The following is a 16,110-nucleotide window of genomic DNA, read 5'->3' on the forward strand; positions in this document are numbered from 1 at the left end:
TTGGGGGGGACGCGCAAATCCACACCCGTCTTGGCGATCAATGCCAGAAAGCGGGTCGTCGCGGTGCTGCCCGAATTGTTCCCAGGCCTTCGATCAACAGTCCAGCGCAACGGCAAGTTCCACCAGATTCCTGGCGTGAAGCGTGTTGTCCGCATTGGGAGAGACGTCCTTCCGCTGGAAAGGACCGTATTCCAGCGGCCTCTCGATGTAAGCGGTTTGCAGTCCGCATGCGCGCGCATGTGCCAAGTCATCCTGATGAGCCGCCACCATCATGACTTCGCCTGGATCGATATCGAACACCTGAGCGACTCCCAAGTAAGTCGCCGGGTCGGGCTTGTACTTGCGAAAGACCTCTRCCGAAAGAATGCAGTCCCATGGTAGCGATGCGCTCTTGGACATATTGGCCAGCAATCCGATATTGCCGTTCGACATGGTGCAGATCGTGTATCGCGACTTCAATCGGGTAAGGCCTTCCACGGTATCCGGCCACGCCTCCAATCGATGCCAGGCCTTGTTCAGGTTGCGCTTCTCCGCCTCCGTCAAGTGCAGCACCCGAAACGTTTCCAGGAGTTCATCCAGGACCATCCTGTGCAGGTCGTCAATCGAAGTCCAGCCAAGTTCGCCGGACATGACCTTCCGAATAGCAGGCATGTAGCCTGCTCTCCAGGCCAGCGTGAACTTGTTGCGGTCCACGTCGAGGTTCATCGCGCCGAGCTCTTGCATGATGCTCGTGTACCAATCGACGACTGTTCCGAATACATCGAAGGCAAGCACTTTGGTGCCGACAGCCAATTGAGGGTTCATGTGTTCCATCATCTTGTTTTTTTCAAGCCACACGCTTGCAGGAGAAGGCACAGGGCCGCTCGCGCAACCAGCGAATCAATCACGCGTCGTACCCGGGGTTGGTGCGCTCGAGCTTGCGCAACAGGGCCGGCCACACGAAACGGCCGCCAATGCCGCCGGTCTGCGCGCGCGCATCGGCCTGCGCGGTCGCCTGGATGGACTCATCGACCATGGTCAACGGCCCGCCTGCCTGTGCCGCGATCTGAATCTGGCAGGCGCTTTCGAAGATGTACATCGCCAGGAACGCGTCGGCGATCGTCGCACCTACCGTGAGTAGGCCATGATTGCGCAGCATCAGGTAGTTGGCCTTGCCCAAGTCCGATTGCAATCGCGGCTTCTCCGCGTCACGCAGCGCAATGCCTTCATAGTCGTGGTACGCCAGCGAGCCCTGGATCACCATCGATTGCTGCGAGATGGGCAGCAGCCCTGCCTGCTGCGCGCTGACGCCGACACCGGCACGCGTATGCGTGTGCAACACACACTGCACGTCCGGCCGTGCGGCATGGATGGCGCTGTGGATGACGAAGCCGGCGCGGTTCACCGTGAACGGCGACTCGGTGAGCTGGTTGCCCGATGCGTCGACGCGTAGGAGCGATGACGCCGTGATCTCGTCGAACAGCAGGCCGTAGGGGTTGATCAGAAAGTCATGGCCGTCACCCGGCAGGCGCGCACTGATGTGCGTGAACACCAGGTCGGTCCAGCCGTGCAGCGCCACCAGGCGGTAGCAGGCAGCCAGGTCGCAACGCAGCTGCCATTCTTCGGCGCTGACGACTTCTTTGAGAGATGGGATATACACGATTGACTCCTTTGAATGAAGGGGTGCTGCGCTGATGTCTGGCCTACACGGTGCCCGAGGTCTGCGCCTGCGACTGCTGCGCGCGGCGCGACCGCATCAGCTTCTTGTCCAGCTTGCCCACGCTGGTCTTGGGCAGGCTGTCGGCGAACATCACCTCTTGCGGGATCGCGAACTTCGAGATCGCGCCCGCGTCCGCGAACTGCTTGACGTAGGCGCGCACGGCGTCAGCATCAAGGGCCGTCCCAGGCTTTGGCACGATCACTGCGGCGGGACGCTCGCTCCAGCGGGGGTCGGGAATACCGATGACGGCGGCTTCCTGGATCCGTGGATGCTTGAGGAGAATGTCCTCAAGCTGCAACGACGAGACCCATTCGCCGCCGGTCTTGATCACATCCTTCAATCGGTCCACGATCCGGACGCAGCCATCTGCATTCATCACGGCGATGTCGCCGGTGTGCAGCCAGCCACCGCCCCACAGCGCCTGGCTCGCTTGTGCATCACCGAGGTAGGACTGCGTGAGCCAAGGCGATCGCGCCACGAGTTCACCAGGCGAGCGGCCGTCCCGCGGCTGGTCGTTCATCGCTTCGTCGACGACGCGCAACTGGACGAATGGGATGGCCCAGCCTGCATGGCAGCGGGCTTCGATCTCCTGGTCAGTGGGTGCCTCGGACCGTGCCGAACGGGGTTGTGCCAACGTCAGGATGGGCCCGGTCTCCGACATGCCGTAGCCGGCAAAGACGTCGACTCCGCGTGCCATTGCGGCTTTGGCCAGGGATTGCGCGAGCGCCGCCCCGCCGATGACGACCGTCCAGCCGTCGAGGCGCTGGCCTCTCCCCACTGCCGCGTCCAGCATCATCTGCAGGATCGTCGGCACGCAGTGGGAGAAGGTGACCTTCTCGCGCTCGAACAAGGTGAGCAGACGGTCCGGAACGTATCGCCCGGGGTACACCTGCTTGACGCCCATCATCGTGGCGACGTAGGGCATGCCCCAGGCGTGAACGTGGAACATGGGCGTCACCGGCATGTAGACGTCGTCAGGGTTGAATCGACCGGTGCCCGGCCCAGCCAACGCGCAGCGGCTAGCCAGGGTATGCAGCACGAGTTGCCGTTGGCTGAAGCAGACCGCCTTGGGCAAGCCGGTGGTGCCGGTTGTGTAGAAGGTCGTGGCACGCGTCGACTCGTCCAGATCAGGCCAATTTGTCACCGCGTTCGAGCGAGCGAGCAGTGCCTCGTATTCGGCGGCGATGGGAAGGCGGATCGCACCCGGATGGGCCTCGTCTGTCATCAGGACCAACTGCTTTCCCGGGTCCACGCGATCCCAGATCTCCTCGAGCATCGGCAGAAACTCCGCATTGACGAGGATGAAGTCGTCCTGTGCGTGGTTGATGGTGTAGAGCAATTGCTCGGCCGACAGCCGGACGTTGACCGTATGCAGGACCATGCCCGCCATCGGGATGGCGAAGAAGCACTCCAGGTAGCGATGCGTGTCCCAGTCCATGACGGCGATGGTGTTGCCGGGCCGCGCACCCAGCGACGCCAGGCCGGCCGCCAAGCGCCCGATGCGTTGGCTCAGTTCGGCGTAATCGAAGCGCACGGCGTCGCCGTACACAACCTCCTGTGAAGGGTTGCGGGTCAGCCCCGCTTCCAGCAGTTGCTTGATCAGCAACGAGTTCGGACCAAAGGCGTCAGATGTGGTATTCGGTTCCGCGGTTGCAGATTGCATATCAACAGCCCCTATTGAAAAAATCGAGAAGCGCAGCATTCACCGCCTCGGGTTTTTCTTGTTGCACCCAATGGCCGGCATCGGCGATAAGCCGGGACGAGACCAAGCGGGGACAGGCATCGCAGTGCATAGCGTCGAGCGCGCCCGGCAGCATGTGGACACCCCAGTCCTGCTCGCCGGCGATGAAGCAGCTGGGCACGTCGATGGTCAATCCGGCATAGAGCTGCAGCCCCTGCTGAAGCTCGCGGCTGGTGGCGGCCCGGTACCACAGCAGGCCGCCCTGGAAACCCGTGCGGCCAAATTCCTGGCTATACACGCAAAGCGCTTCTTCCGACAGCCACCGGCTTGGCCGCATCTCGCGTTGTGCAAGGCTGCGGGCGACGGTTTCCGACATCCCCAGGTCGGCGTCCATCACGTAGTAGGTGGGCAGCCGGGCCAAGGATTGCGCGGTCAGGTCGGGCAAGGGCTCGGGCCGCTTGTCGGTGCCCTGCGCACTCTTCAGGTAGTAGTAGCCCCGCAGGAATTCATGCAAGCCCTGGCGGCCGGCGTGCATCTCGGCATTGGCGTCCGGGCCCGAGTAATAGAGTTGATAGTGCTTGCGCGGGGGCTGGRGGGCCGACAGGCCCGCGAGGGCTTCCGCCAGTTGCCTGGCACGAAGGTCCAGGGCATCAGGTGCGCCGAGCCGGAACGGCGGCGGCCCGGTGAAAGGCGTGGCCAACATTGCCAGTGAACGGAAGACGTCGGGGCGGATCAGCGCGCACCAGGCCGCCACGTGCGCGCCGAAGTCATGCCCCACCACAGCATGGACCGACGTCCTTCCAAGCGCCTGGACAAGGCCCAGTACGTCTCGCACCAGGTTGTCCATTCGGAATGTGCAGAGGTCCGTGTCGGCTTCGGCGATCCAGCCCGTCGTGCGGCCATAGCCGCGCTGGTCGGGCGCGACCACGTAAAATCCCGCTTGCGCCAACGCATTCAGTTGGTGCCGCCAGCTGAACGCCAGCTCGGGGAAGCCATGCAGCAGCACGATCATCGGCGTCTCGGGACGCGGGTCGCCTGCCTCCAGCCAATGCATGCGAAGGCCATTGCCGTTGTCGGAATAGCAAGCGCGCACGCCGGGCTCGAGCGGCAAGGTCATCATGGATGGTTCCTGGGTCATTGTTCAGCGCGCGGAGGCATCCGGCATCTTCCCGACCGGGAGCGATCGATGATCAGCGCGGGGGCGAATCGACCCGCTGCCGATCATCACGAAGGCGCCGGCCAGCATGACGCCGGCGATCAGGAACAGGCCGCCGGTCAGGCTGCCGGTGGATTGCTTGATCACCCCTAGCACGTACGGGCACGCAAGTCCGGCCAGGTTGCCCAAGCTGGTGATGATCGCGATGCCTGCAGCAGTCGATTGTCGGGACAGCTGGGCGGTCGCGACCGCCCAGAAGACCGGTAGCGCCCACACCGAGCCCGCAATCGCGATCGCGATCAACGCTACCGACAGCCACATGTAGGCACCGGTCCAGCTTGTGAGCGCCAGCCCCACCCCACCGATGGCAACCGCCACGGCGTAGTGCCAGCGACGCTCGGCTCGCTTGTCCGAGTGGCGGCCGTACAGGATCATGGTCAGGGCCGCGAATGCATAAGGCACGGCGGAGATCAGTCCAATGATCTGCATGCTCTTTGCACCCAAGCTCTGGATCATCGTGGGCATCCAGAAACTCAGGGTGGTGCCGCCGCAAACGGCCGCGAAGTACAGGAAAGACAGCAGGTAGACCTTGGGGTCGCGCAGTGCGGCACCCGCGGCCTCCAGCGCCGGCGTCGAGGCGTGAGGGGCAGCTTCCCTGGGCAGTTCGACGCAGATCATTCGCTTCTCGTCCTCCGACAGCCACTTGGCCTCTTCAGGCGAGTTGGACAGGCAGACGTAGACAACGAAACCCAGAAAGGCGGAGGGCAAGCCCTCCAGAAGGAACATCCATTGCCAGCCGCGAAGACCGTGCCATCCGTCGAGGTTCTGCAGGATCCAGCCTGACAGCGGGCCAGCAAAGAGGCCGCCTACCACGGTCGCGCTCATGAGCAAGGCGATGATGCGCGCGCGGCGCGCTGCCGGGAACCAGAACGTCAGGTAGAGCACAATGCCCGGGAAGAAACCAGCCTCGAACGCCCCCAGCAGGAAGCGTGCAATGTAAAACTGCAAGGGCGTGGTGACAAACATCGTCGCCGCGGAGACCAGGCCCCAGCACACCATAATGCGCATGATCGTCAGGCGCGCACCGATCCTCATCAAGAAGATATTGCTGGGCACCTCAAACAACGCATACCCGACGAAGAAGATGCCCGCGCCGAGCCCGTAGATGGAATCGGTCAGGTACAGGTCCGAGCTCATCTGCAGCTTGGCATAGCCGACGTTGATCCGGTCGATATACGAGATGACGTAGGCCAGGAAAAGTAGCGGAACCAGCCGCCACGTGATCTTCCGGTACATCGTCTCCCTGCGTAGTTCATACGCATGGTCCATAGGACTTGCCAGGGCGGGTTTTGCCGTTCGGTTCATCGTGGGTCTCCAACATTTTTCTTATATTTAAGGGCCGTACCGGTCATCAGGGCCGTGCCGTGGGATGCCTAGGGCCGAGCGGGACCAGCCCGCACGGCCCCGTCAGGTCCCGGCCATCGCAGCCGTTTTCTTGTAGATGCTGTTGACGGGATGCTTGAACAGGCGACGCACCATCGGCTCGAACTCCGACAGCGGCAACGTCTCGGCCTTCGGATCGAAGGCCAGGCTGTCGTACAGCTCGCAGAACTCCGCCGTGCGGTCGTAGTACGGATGCCCGGCGAACTGCTCGCGCATGTCGCGGTCCATGCCCAGATGATGGAAGAAGTAGTGTCCCTGGAAGATCCCGTGGTTCTGAACCATCCAGTGATCGGCTTCGCTCACGAACGGCTTCAGCACCGCTGCGGCAATGTCCGGGTGGTTGAAGGTTCCCAGGGTGTCGCCGATGTCATGCAGCAACGCGCAGCACACGTACGCTTCATCGCGGCCATCGCGCAAGGCCAGGGTTGCAGTTTGCAAGGAGTGGTCAAGCCGGTCGATAGGAAAGCCGCCAAAGTCGCCCCGAAGCAGACTCAGGTGATGAAGGACTCGGTCGGCTAGCCCTTGGGAGAATGATTGAAACTCACCCGCGATTGCCTTCCAATCTTGGGCCGTACTTTCTTGGAAGCTACGAAAWGTTGCGCGTTCAGTCATGGGAGTCAGCCAGTGCGATGAGGGATTGCACATGGTACGGATGGGCGTGCGCATGCGAATGCAAGGCAGCTGACATTCCACGGGTAAGTCCTAGGATCAGTCGCTCGTAGCGCCGTGATCAGGCCTCGCTGAGCGCGCTCAGCGTCTGCTCCGACTCGATGACGATGCGGCCGTACGACAGCGACAGTGCACCCGTCGCGGCCAGGGCCTTGAGCTCCAGGGACAAGGTCTGGCGGGTGAGGCCCAGCATCATCGCAAGGGTCTCCTGCGTGATGGGAATCACCCGCCTGGAGCGGGGCAAGGCCGGAGCGTCGCCGCGCGCCAGCCTGAGCAATCGCCGCACGACGCGAGCGCGCGTGCTACGCAGCGCCGCATCCTCGAAGAAACTGAACATGGTTCGGGTGCGCGCCGTCTGCAGGACCGCAATCGCCCGTGCGAACCGGGCATTCAGCATCAATTGCTCGAACAGTGGTGGCGCGATGTGCAGCACTTCGGCGTTGCGCACGGCATGGATGTCATGCGTGCGGGGCAATCCGTCGAGCGACGATGCCTCGCCGCACCAATCCCCCGGCTCGAGCAAGCCGAAAATCATCTGCCGCCCGTCTTCAAGGACCGAGGATGCAGCGAGAGCGCCGCTCACGACGCCGAAGAGTCCGTTCGCCGGATCCCCCTTGCGCACAACGAACTCGCCGCTTCTGACACGAAACGGGCGCCCTTGCGTTAGCAACACCTTTTGCGACGCCGGTTCAAGCGATTCGAACCACGGGTCGCCAAAAATGCCTTGCAGCTCTTTGTATGGCGTCGACATTTGAGGATGCTCTGTTACCGGGGGGGCGAGCCACCCGGTCTTCGCATCGCCTCCTTCCGTACTGCGAGGGCATAGCTTCCATTTACATCAAGCTGGAGGCAGGGCATGTCTGGTCGCTTTGCTGGCACTGAACAATGTGGGGTCGCATCAGTTCTTGAGCATGCGCTGGCGGCATGCGGCTTCTGCGCCCCCGGCTGGTCATCCATGCAGTCGAGCAGGGTCGAAAAAGAACCGATGGGTGATCGCGCCTATCTGACCTGGACGACGACCTTTCCCCTAGCTCGCCCCTTCTCGACATAGGCCATGGCCTCGTTGGTCTCGTCGAAGGAAAAGACCCGATCCACTACCGGGCGTATCGCGCCGGCGTCAATGAGCGAGGTGATCTCGCGCAACTGGCGCCCGCTGGCCCTCATGAAGAGGAACGAGTACCTCAGTTCGCGACGTGCTGCCCGCTTCCGGACTCCCGAACTCAGAAGACGAACAACCAAGTTCACGAACCACGGCGCTCCGATTTCTTTTGCGAATACGGGATCGGGAGGGCCAGAGATCGAGATGAGCGTTCCGCCAGGCTTAAGGACGCGCAAAGATTTATCCAGCGCCGTTGCATCTTGACTGTGCAGAACCACATCGTAGTCCTGAAGAATCTGCTCGAAATCGTCTTTCTTGTAATCGATGACGACGTCTGCCCCGAGGCCTCTTACCAGGTCGGTGTTGGCGCTGCTCGTGGTGGTGGCTACAGTGGCGCCAACATGCTTGGCCAACTGGATCGCAAATGTGCCTACGCCACCGGAACCCGCCTGGATGAATACCTTCTGTCCTTTCTTCAGATTGGCCTTCTCGATCAACGCTTGCCATGCCGTCAGCCCCACCAGAGGGATCGATGCGGCTTCTTCCATACTCAGTGCCTTGGGCTTGATAGCCAAAGACGCTTCCTTGACCGCGATGTACTCGGCGAAGGCGCCGATGCGGAAATCATCAGGCCGGGAATAGACTTCGTCGCCCGGCTTGAACTGCCGGACGCGAGAACCGACCTTGACTACGACGCCGGCCACGTCGTGGCCCAGGACAAGAGGCAAGCGATAGGGGAGGATCAGCTTGAACTCGCCGTCCCTGATCTTGGAATCCAGCAAATTCACACCTGCCGCATGGACCTGGACCAGGATCTCATCCTCACCCAGCATCGGGCTCGGTACCTCCGCGGAACGCAACGCGCGCTTTTTCCCGTACCGATCGAGAAGAAACGCTTTCATGGTCGCTCTCATTCTTGACGCCCCCAAGTCTGCGAGCGGCCCAGCATTGGCACGCCAATGTAGCCGCGCACGCTGAGCGTCTTGCCGTCGTCGGCCAGGCGGACCTTGCTGCGATAGACCTTGCCGTTGTCGGGATCAAGAATCTGGCCGCCGACATACTCTTCGCCTTCCGTCTTCAGGCCACTCAAGATGACCAGGCCGATGACCGACGCATTCTTGTTTGCACCCTCGCATTTGTCGCACTTCGGATTCGGGTCTTCGCTCGGGGCAGGAAACACTTTCTCTATCTTGCCCTGAAGCGTTCCATTCGATTCAGTGATGCGGATCAGCGCGCGCGGATTGCCGCTGATGTCGTCAACGTTCTTCCACAGGCCAGCGGGAGAAGCATCGCCGGCCCGCACCGGCGGTGCCGCCAGCGCTGCCGCAAGGATCAGAGCGACGCCGGCCGCTTGTTTCAAACGAAGCGCTGCCATGGCTTCAACGGTTAACGTTGCCTGGCCGGCGGGTGGCCGCCTGGCGATGCATGATGACATGGACATTCCTTTCTCACAGATTGGATGACTGGGTATGTGCAACACGGAAAAGCGCGCGAAGCGGGTAACCGCCTATGCTTCAAGCCGCAGGTCTTTGCGAACCCCCGCATCCAGCACGCTGGCCGGCGCAAACCTGCGCAGCATGCGCATGCGCCTGGCGAGGCCCGGGGCGTAGTGAATTTTTGGATGCGTCGCCATGGCCGCCTTCAGCACGACGTCGGCCACCACTTCTGGCCCGTCCGCGCTGACGAGAACTTCCTTCACCCGCCTCTCCACGCCCGCGCGAATCTCTCGATACACATCGAGAGGGGCATCGGGTTCCATCAGGTTGGCATCAAAAGGGGTGTTGATGTAGGCCGGCTCGACCACCGAAACGCGGATCCCCAACGTGCGCAGTTCATGGTCGAGCGCTTCCGAATAGCCAGCCACCGCGTGCTTGGTGGCGGAATATAGCGCCATGTAAGGCATCGGCAGGAAGCCGAGCACGGAGCCAATGTTGATGATGCGACCATCCCCTTGCCGGCGCATATGTGGCACGACGGCCCGGGTCATCCGGACTATCCCAAAGAAGTTCGTATCGAAGATCGACTGGGCCTGCTCGATCGAGCTCTCCTCCGCACCCGCCGGAGCGACCCCGAAGCCGGCGTTGTTGACGAGAAGATCAATACGGCTTTCCAGTTGCATCACCTTTTGGACAGCAGCATCGACGGATTCGTCCCTCGCTACGTCGAGAGACAGCAACTCGAACGATCGCTGACCGGTTGTGCCTGCGCGTCTACTGGTCCCGTACACCTTGTAGCCCGCCTTCGCGAGCCGCTCCGCGGTGGCTTGGCCGATGCCTGAGGAGGCCCCGGTAACGAGGGCAATCTTGCCGCGCATGTTCATGTAGTTCCTCCGTCAGAGTGTGGAATTCGGGATCGTCCGGGATGCGCGTTGAGAGCGATTCGGCGCGACGCTCAAAACGAGCGTCGCCGCCATTTCGCATGATGCGCATCATATCAATGGGCGAGCGAGATGATTGCATTAACCCAGGTTTAGATACCAGGGGGGACCAGGCGCTCCAGCGCAGCTTCGAGCAAGCGATCGGACAGCGCTGGCTCGTCGACTGCACGAGCCAGCACCAAGGCGCCAACCATGGTGGCGATGGTCACGAGTGCTTGTTCGTGAGCACCGGGCTGTCCCCAGTCAGGAGATTGGCGGGCGACCAGGTCTGTCATCGCCTTGATGTGGCGAGTCGTCGCGCGGCGAACTTCGGGCGCCTGTCGAGGCGTTTCCGAGCCTAGCGCGGCCAAGGGGCATCCCATCTCGACGAGTTCGAGGTGTTCCTTGGACAGATAGGCTCGAAGCATCGATTCCAAGGCCGTCTTGGGAGCCGCATTAGCCACAACGCCTTCCGCGGCGGCCGCGGACTCCGCACACGCTCGATCCGCGGCTTCTGCCAGCATGGCTTCGCGCGAGGGGAAATGAGCATAGAACGCTCCATGCGTCAGCCCGGCGTCCTTCATGACGTCGGCGACGACAGCGCCGTCATAACCACTGCGCCGGATCGCTCGGGCAGCCGCGGCCACAATGCGCTCGTGCGACGCTTCCTTGGCGACGCTTCTAGCGTTGATCTTCATATTTCGCATGACGTACATCATACCAAATTTGCGCGATATTTGTACTGAGATTTTCCCGCAGACAACAACTGCCTAGTCAGCGCTCCCTCTACTGGCCTTAGGACGCGGTGAACGATGCAGATCTGGCGGCGTTGTCAAGGTGGAGTCCGATGCGGCGGTCAGGGCGGTGGTTCTCACCGGCACGCATCCCGGGCGCTTCAAGCAGGCCACCCTTGGGCCACCGCGACGGCCATTGAAGCGGCTGCGAGAAAGCGCCAGCAGGCAACGGATCCTCCCTAGGGATTTCACTAAGATTACGTGGCCCTGAATTTATTACATCACATCGTGACATATTTAGAAAGCTTGCCGCAAGCCGACTGAAAGCCGGTTGGAAGCAGCCGGCTTTAGAGTCCTCTCACCCGTTGCGCCACCGCCCTGATCGAAGGGCGCATGGTCATCGGCGTTCTCATAGAACGGAACGAAGGAGACCAATCCATGATCAGACGACGTGCCAAAGAGCGCTGCCCCGAGGCGGGCAGTGTCACATCGCAGCCCACGCTGCACAACGGCAGGAGGGGCGCAGCATGAACACCTCGCATCGTTTCAGGAAGGACTATTACGGGGGCGCGTTGATGACGCTGGTAGGCCTGGCCGCGGTGGCAGCCGGCCTTCAGTACCACACCGGAACGTTGAGCCACATGGGCCCCGGCTTCTTCCCGGTGGCCGTGGGTGCGCTACTGGCCCTGGTTGGCGTGCTGATTGCAATGTCCGCCCGCGGCGATTCACCTCAGGCCGCGCAGCCTGCCGGACACGGCCACAGCCATAGCGCGCCGGACCTGCGCGGGGCCGTGTGCATCGTGCTGGGTGCGCTCGCGTTCCTGCTGTTCGGCAAGTACGGCGGCCTGATCCCGGCCACTTTCTCCATTGTCTTTATTTCCGCCCTGGGTGACCGCAGCAATAGCCTCAAGCAGGCCGCGCTGCTCGCGCTGGCCATGTGCGTGGTGGCCGCGGGCGTGTTCTGGTGGGCGTTGAAGCTGCAATTGCCGCTGTTTGGCTGGGGGGTTTGACTGCTATGGTTTCCAATGCTTTGCATGATCTCTGGTTCGGGTTCGGCGTCGCCTTTCAGGGCACCAACCTGATGTGGTCGTTTTTCGGCGTGCTGGTCGGAAACCTGATCGGCGTGCTGCCCGGCATGGGCGCGCTCTCCGCGATCTCCATCCTCCTGCCGCTGACCTACGCGATGCATCCGGTGCCCGCCATCCTGATGCTGGCGGGTATCTTCTACGGTTCGCAATATGGCGGCGCGATCGGCGCGATCCTGCTGAACCTGCCGTCCCACCCGCCGCACGCAGTCACCTGCCTGGACGGCTACCCGATGACTCGCGCAGGAAAGGGCGGCACCGCGCTGGGCATCACCATGATCTGCTCGTTCTTCGCCGCATCGGTGGGCATTCTCGTGATGATCTTCGCGTCGCCAGTTCTGACGGCGATTGCGTTCAAGTTCGGCCCTGCCGAGATCTTCTCGATCATGTTGCTGGGCTTGCTGGCCGGCTCGACGATGTCGCGTGGCTCACCGCTGAAGGGGGTAGCGATGACGTTGTTCGGGCTGCTTTGCGGCGTGGTAGGCACCGACGTCAACACGGGGGCCTTCCGCTTTGCGATGGGCATTCCCGAGCTGAGCGACGGGCTGGAGCTGGTAGCGATCGCCATGGGTTTATTCGGTGTGGCGGACTTCCTGCTGAACGTCAACCGAATGAGCACTGTCACTGCCAAGACCAAGCTGCGCATCCGCGACATGCGCCCAAGCCTGGCCGAACTCAAGACGGCCTTCTGGCCGATGGTTCGCGGCACCGGCGTAGGAACATTGTTCGGCGCCATGCCCGGAACGGGGCCGACGATCACGACCTTCGTAGCCTATGCGCTGGAGCGCAAGATTTCCAAGACGCCGGAAAAGTTTGGCACGGGAATGATCGCGGGGGTTGCGTCACCTGAGGCCTCCTCGCACTCCAAGACGCAGGTGGACTTCATCCCCACCATGAGCCTGGGAATTCCTGGCGACGCAGTGATGGCGCTGATCCTCGGCGCGCTGATGATCCAGGGCATCAGCCCGGGGCCACAGCTGATCAGCGAGCACCCGGACATTTTCTGGGGCCTGATCGCCAGTTTCTGGATCGGCAACGTGCTGCTGATGATCTTGAACGTTCCGATGATCGGCGTTTGGGTCAAGCTTCTGCAGGTGCCGTACCGCTACCTGTTCCCGTCAGCCATGTTCTTCATCGCGGTGGGTGTGTTCAGCACCCAGAGCAGCCTGTTCCAGATCTGGGAAGTGCTGGCCTTCGGCCTGATCGGCGCCTTGCTCATGTGCCTGGAGTTCTCAGTGGCGCCGATCCTGCTCGGCTTCGTGCTCGGGCCGATGGTGGAGGAAAACTTCCGCCGCTCCCTGCTGCTCTCGCGCGGTGACATGACCGTGTTCCTGCAGCGGCCGATCAGCTGCACCTTCGTTGTCGCGTCGGCGCTTCTGCTGATCGGCGTGACCTGGTCGGCCTGGCGCAGCCGCACTGCAAAGAAGCCGTTGCTCGAAGTGCCGGAGTCCGAGCTGGTCGTCAGCGAGTGATGTTCCACTGCTTCATTGGCGCCGCACAGTGCAAGGTGTGGCGCCAACCGTTCCCGAGGATGCGCATCGATTCCTGGGCCACTCCTGGGATAGTCCAACGGAATTTTTCCGGCTCAGGCCAGATTATTGTCGGTATTGAAACCAATCGTTGTGAATGCTGGGGTTTACCTCCATGAGGGAAACCCCTAATATGCGGTCATCGGATGCCGCAATGCAACAAGTCAGACCAAGAGAATGGCATCCACCAGCTTTAAGAAAGAGGTGAGCCATGAATACCAATCGCCATGCCCTGATCGCTATCGCCGCAGTCGCAGCCGCCCTGCTGGCAGCTCCAGCGTTCGCCAAGAGTGGCAAATTCGACACTTACACCGACGGCGCGCGGTCTGGAAAGTACGATGTGTACACTGACGGCGCGAAAAGCGGCAAATTCGACACCTATACCGACGGTGCCAGGTACTACATAGCGTCTGACCGCGCCGCCCTCTAAAAGGGGCGAACCCGGGTCGGGGACCGCTTCCCTCTCCAGCCTGCCCCATAGGTCTTGGGAAAGGCACCAAGAGGAGCCCGCTTCGCATGCCTTGGCGAAGTGGCCCGCCCGGATGTGGACTTCAGATTGCTGCCGAACCCCACACTTTCCGAAGTGTGGGGTTTTTGCTTTTCGGGTACCCGGCGCAGGGAAAGGAAAAGGGCAATCAGCCCTCCCGCAGATCAGTCTGTGCCTTTCCAGGCAGTTTCAGTGCAGCGGCTCAGTGAAACCACCGCAAGGCCGGAAACACGGGCAATAGCTACTTTCTCCGCGGCCCCCTGCCCTCTCCGCGCCATATAGCAATCCGCTGCTCCGATCCGATGTGTGCGTGGAGGCGCATGACCACGTCTCTCGCGAACTCACTGACCATGTGCTGGGCTGGAAGCCTGGCGCGCCAGATGCGGCGATGTTCAAGGGTGAGATCAATCGCCTGAAGATCTACGCGCTGCGCCATGGCGCCGAAGTCGAGATATCCGCTCGCCCGTTCGGGGACTTTCCCTCGTGCATACGTCGCTCGGAGCCGGCGCCGAGATCGAATGTGACAGCCACCGACTGTGGATTGCCGAGGGCCGCACCGCGGTGCTCGCGCCAGAGGAGCGGATTCGGCTGCGATGGAGCCCCGGCAACCAGCAGATGATCGCCAGGGTGCCGCACACGCTGGTGCACGAGGCCGTGGGGTGCGAAGAGAAATTCCTCCACCGCCGGCCCTTGCAAGGCTGCCGCAATTCGATATCTCAGCAATCATAACGGATACCGGAATCCGCTAGCGCTTGAGCCGTTGTTTCCGCCTACAGCCGACCACGATGCCGCGCAGATCGCGCGCCTGGCACATCGATAAGACCCTCTCGGGCTCAGGCGCCACGCCGACTAACGCTTGCACCGCGGATCAAGCGCATACAACTTTGGATCGCATATGAAGACGACAGACGTCAACAGCACCAGTGAAATCATCGCCGCCGTCAACCCGCAGGCGCTCGGGCACTACAAGCAGATGCGCGCGGCGCTCGGCAATGCCGAGACATTAGACGAGACTACTTACGAGACGATTATCGCGGTGCAGTTCGCTTTGCTGGGCAAGGAGGTGCAATTCAAGATTCACGCGATCCGGCTGTTCTCCCTCGGTCTTTCCAAGGAACATGTCCAAGCCGTCGTACTCGCAGGAGCAGGCCTCACGATAATCATGTGTGAAGCCGCACGGGCTCTGACTTGGGCAGACGAAGCCTACGAAGAATTCCAGGCAAAAAACTGGCGTCCGGCCGGCTGACGAGCGACATTGCCATCGGGCGTGCGGCATTCCAATGTCGGGATGGCACGACGGGCGGGCACGGGGCGCGCTTCGAAAGGCTGCACCTGTGCCAATGGATCATCTCAGCGGTGCTAGCAGCTCGATACCATCAGCCATCGCTCGGATGAATGAAGAAGCCGAGGTCAAGGGGCCGCGGCACCGAGACCTATGGCTGGCCTTCGAACTCTACGACGCCATCGATATCAGGCATCCATTCAAAGCGCCGCTTCGTCCATATTTGTCTCACCGGTCGACCCAACTCATAGCCCAGAGGCCGCAATGTTTGCGCGAAAGGCTGAGCCAGACTGCATCTGACAGTCCGCGCAATTGCATATGGAGATGGTGCCAGGTTCGACCTCCGCCTCATACTGGATGGCCCCACAGTGGCACTGCCCTTCCACTTTCATGACGACTCCAGAGCAGATTGGAATATGAAGAATATCGAGCGGCCAGCGAGGACCAGCGCCTGCGCTGGTCCTCGCATGCCTTACAGCTCTCGTGTTACTCCTCGTTGAGGGCTCAGCAAACGCGTCAGCATCCGCACCGAAGGCAGTGTTTCCAGTCGGCACACACGATCGACGACTTCCTGCGCAGGAATTGGCAGGCCTGACAGCCGAACCATGCGATTGAACTTTGCGATCCTCTCCTCTTCATCGCATGGATCCCCCGGTGTCCCGTGTGCGTCACGCGTCTCCGCACGATGCACCTCTCCATTCTTCAAGTGAACTTCCACACGACAGGCGAACTGTCGTGGATAGACCAGTTCCGCGACTGGATCGACCACCAGTTCAACACGCCTGGCAACACTCGAATTCATAGGATCTCGAATGGCGTCGGGGCTAAACGCCATCGGGTCGCTCGGATCTCCGGTAAGCGCCAAAGCTGCACAGTATGGGATGCTGTAC

At 61.7% G+C, this 16,110-nt stretch carries 17 protein-coding genes and 1 pseudogene; 5 read left to right on the forward strand and 13 right to left on the reverse strand.

The annotated features are described in order from the left end of the window. Positions 1 to 93: 93 nt before the first annotated feature. The 11 genes from AC1DK4_RS28445 to AC1DK4_RS28495 form a co-directional block, all read right to left on the reverse strand. Positions 94 to 816 carry a haloacid dehalogenase type II gene (locus tag AC1DK4_RS28445; RefSeq protein ID WP_477131918.1) on the reverse strand — a complete coding sequence of 241 codons (723 nt, stop codon included), beginning with the start codon at positions 814 to 816 and terminating at the stop codon, positions 94 to 96. Between the two features lie 67 nt (positions 817 to 883). Beyond that, on the reverse strand, positions 884 to 1,642 hold the full coding sequence (locus AC1DK4_RS28450; protein ID WP_201777400.1) for a class II aldolase/adducin family protein: 759 nt from the start codon (positions 1,640 to 1,642) through the stop codon (positions 884 to 886). 40 nt (positions 1,643 to 1,682) lie between these two features. Next, the gene (locus tag AC1DK4_RS28455) at positions 1,683 to 3,401 is read right to left on the reverse strand and encodes a long-chain-fatty-acid--CoA ligase (RefSeq protein WP_441620697.1); all 1,719 of its coding nucleotides are present in this window, start codon (positions 3,399 to 3,401) and stop codon (positions 1,683 to 1,685) included. Then, positions 3,364 to 4,500: an alpha/beta hydrolase gene (locus AC1DK4_RS28460; RefSeq protein WP_477131919.1), complete on the reverse strand. Its 1,137-nt coding sequence runs from the start codon at positions 4,498 to 4,500 to the stop codon at positions 3,364 to 3,366. Before AC1DK4_RS28460 ends, AC1DK4_RS28455 begins: the two co-directional genes overlap by 38 nt. 21 nt (positions 4,501 to 4,521) lie before the next feature. Continuing rightward, positions 4,522 to 5,901 (reverse strand): MFS transporter, encoded by a 1,380-nt coding sequence (locus AC1DK4_RS28465; protein ID WP_441620701.1) that lies wholly within the window; start codon positions 5,899 to 5,901, stop codon positions 4,522 to 4,524. 102 nt (positions 5,902 to 6,003) lie between these two features. After that, entirely contained in the window at positions 6,004 to 6,591 is a 588-nt protein-coding gene (locus AC1DK4_RS28470) for an HD domain-containing protein (RefSeq protein ID WP_441620703.1), read from the reverse strand. Between the two features lie 118 nt (positions 6,592 to 6,709). After that, complete coding sequence (locus AC1DK4_RS28475; RefSeq protein WP_441620705.1) at positions 6,710 to 7,399, reverse strand: Crp/Fnr family transcriptional regulator; 690 nt, start codon at positions 7,397 to 7,399, stop codon at positions 6,710 to 6,712. A gap of 248 nt (positions 7,400 to 7,647) precedes the next feature. Further along, a complete protein-coding gene (locus AC1DK4_RS28480; RefSeq protein ID WP_441620707.1) occupies positions 7,648 to 8,649 on the reverse strand; it encodes an NADP-dependent oxidoreductase in 1,002 nt (333 codons plus the stop codon). 8 nt (positions 8,650 to 8,657) lie between these two features. Further along, the gene (locus AC1DK4_RS28485) at positions 8,658 to 9,122 is read right to left on the reverse strand and encodes a DUF2147 domain-containing protein (RefSeq protein WP_441620801.1); all 465 of its coding nucleotides are present in this window, start codon (positions 9,120 to 9,122) and stop codon (positions 8,658 to 8,660) included. 132 nt (positions 9,123 to 9,254) lie between these two features. Further along, on the reverse strand, positions 9,255 to 10,067 hold the full coding sequence (locus AC1DK4_RS28490) for an oxidoreductase (protein WP_441620709.1): 813 nt from the start codon (positions 10,065 to 10,067) through the stop codon (positions 9,255 to 9,257). 149 nt (positions 10,068 to 10,216) lie between these two features. After that, complete coding sequence (locus tag AC1DK4_RS28495) at positions 10,217 to 10,822, reverse strand: TetR/AcrR family transcriptional regulator (protein ID WP_441620711.1); 606 nt, start codon at positions 10,820 to 10,822, stop codon at positions 10,217 to 10,219. 542 nt (positions 10,823 to 11,364) lie between these two features. On the opposite strand from AC1DK4_RS28495, the gene AC1DK4_RS28500 reads away from it, so the two are divergent. The 5 genes from AC1DK4_RS28500 (at position 11,365) to AC1DK4_RS28520 (ending at position 15,184) form a co-directional block, all read left to right on the forward strand. Continuing rightward, positions 11,365 to 11,847, forward strand: a complete 483-nt coding sequence (locus AC1DK4_RS28500) for a tripartite tricarboxylate transporter TctB family protein (RefSeq protein WP_441620713.1) — start codon at positions 11,365 to 11,367, stop codon at positions 11,845 to 11,847. 5 nt (positions 11,848 to 11,852) lie between these two features. Continuing rightward, a complete protein-coding gene (locus tag AC1DK4_RS28505) occupies positions 11,853 to 13,394 on the forward strand; it encodes a tripartite tricarboxylate transporter permease (RefSeq protein WP_441620803.1) in 1,542 nt (513 codons plus the stop codon). A gap of 268 nt (positions 13,395 to 13,662) precedes the next feature. Further along, positions 13,663 to 13,881, forward strand: coding sequence for a hypothetical protein (locus tag AC1DK4_RS28510; protein ID WP_441620715.1), 219 nt, complete (start codon positions 13,663 to 13,665; stop codon positions 13,879 to 13,881). A 540-nt stretch (positions 13,882 to 14,421) separates the two neighbouring features. Next, positions 14,422 to 14,667 carry an AraC-like ligand-binding domain-containing protein gene (locus AC1DK4_RS28515; protein WP_441620717.1) on the forward strand — a complete coding sequence of 82 codons (246 nt, stop codon included), beginning with the start codon at positions 14,422 to 14,424 and terminating at the stop codon, positions 14,665 to 14,667. A gap of 166 nt (positions 14,668 to 14,833) precedes the next feature. After that, positions 14,834 to 15,184 carry a hypothetical protein gene (locus tag AC1DK4_RS28520; RefSeq protein ID WP_441620719.1) on the forward strand — a complete coding sequence of 117 codons (351 nt, stop codon included), beginning with the start codon at positions 14,834 to 14,836 and terminating at the stop codon, positions 15,182 to 15,184. 281 nt (positions 15,185 to 15,465) lie between these two features. Here the strand turns inward: AC1DK4_RS28520 and AC1DK4_RS28525 are convergent, their stop codons facing one another. Together AC1DK4_RS28525 and AC1DK4_RS28530 are read right to left on the reverse strand one after the other, a co-directional pair. Next, entirely contained in the window at positions 15,466 to 15,612 is a 147-nt protein-coding gene (locus AC1DK4_RS28525) for a GFA family protein (protein WP_441620721.1), read from the reverse strand. 80 nt (positions 15,613 to 15,692) lie between these two features. Continuing rightward, positions 15,693 to 16,110: pseudogene (locus tag AC1DK4_RS28530) on the reverse strand (MmgE/PrpD family protein); the annotation flags it as partial.

The sequence above is a fragment of the Cupriavidus sp. 05N38 genome, assembly GCF_056397345.1.

Coding starts and splice junctions, on each gene's coding strand:
- AC1DK4_RS28455 (WP_441620697.1), bottom strand. CDS start 3,401: ATGCTGCGCTTCTCGATTTTTTCAATAGGGGCTGTTGATATGCAATCT.
- AC1DK4_RS28465 (WP_441620701.1), bottom strand. CDS start 5,901: ATGAACCGAACGGCAAAACCCGCCCTGGCAAGTCCTATGGACCATGCG.
- AC1DK4_RS28475 (WP_441620705.1), bottom strand. CDS start 7,399: ATGTCGACGCCATACAAAGAGCTGCAAGGCATTTTTGGCGACCCGTGG.
- AC1DK4_RS28480 (WP_441620707.1), bottom strand. CDS start 8,649: ATGAAAGCGTTTCTTCTCGATCGGTACGGGAAAAAGCGCGCGTTGCGT.
- AC1DK4_RS28485 (WP_441620801.1), bottom strand. CDS start 9,122: ATGGCAGCGCTTCGTTTGAAACAAGCGGCCGGCGTCGCTCTGATCCTT.
- AC1DK4_RS28490 (WP_441620709.1), bottom strand. CDS start 10,067: ATGAACATGCGCGGCAAGATTGCCCTCGTTACCGGGGCCTCCTCAGGC.
- AC1DK4_RS28495 (WP_441620711.1), bottom strand. CDS start 10,822: ATGATGTACGTCATGCGAAATATGAAGATCAACGCTAGAAGCGTCGCC.
- AC1DK4_RS28500 (WP_441620713.1), top strand. CDS start 11,365: ATGAACACCTCGCATCGTTTCAGGAAGGACTATTACGGGGGCGCGTTG.
- AC1DK4_RS28505 (WP_441620803.1), top strand. CDS start 11,853: ATGGTTTCCAATGCTTTGCATGATCTCTGGTTCGGGTTCGGCGTCGCC.
- AC1DK4_RS28510 (WP_441620715.1), top strand. CDS start 13,663: ATGAATACCAATCGCCATGCCCTGATCGCTATCGCCGCAGTCGCAGCC.
- AC1DK4_RS28520 (WP_441620719.1), top strand. CDS start 14,834: ATGAAGACGACAGACGTCAACAGCACCAGTGAAATCATCGCCGCCGTC.
- AC1DK4_RS28525 (WP_441620721.1), bottom strand. CDS start 15,612: ATGAAAGTGGAAGGGCAGTGCCACTGTGGGGCCATCCAGTATGAGGCG.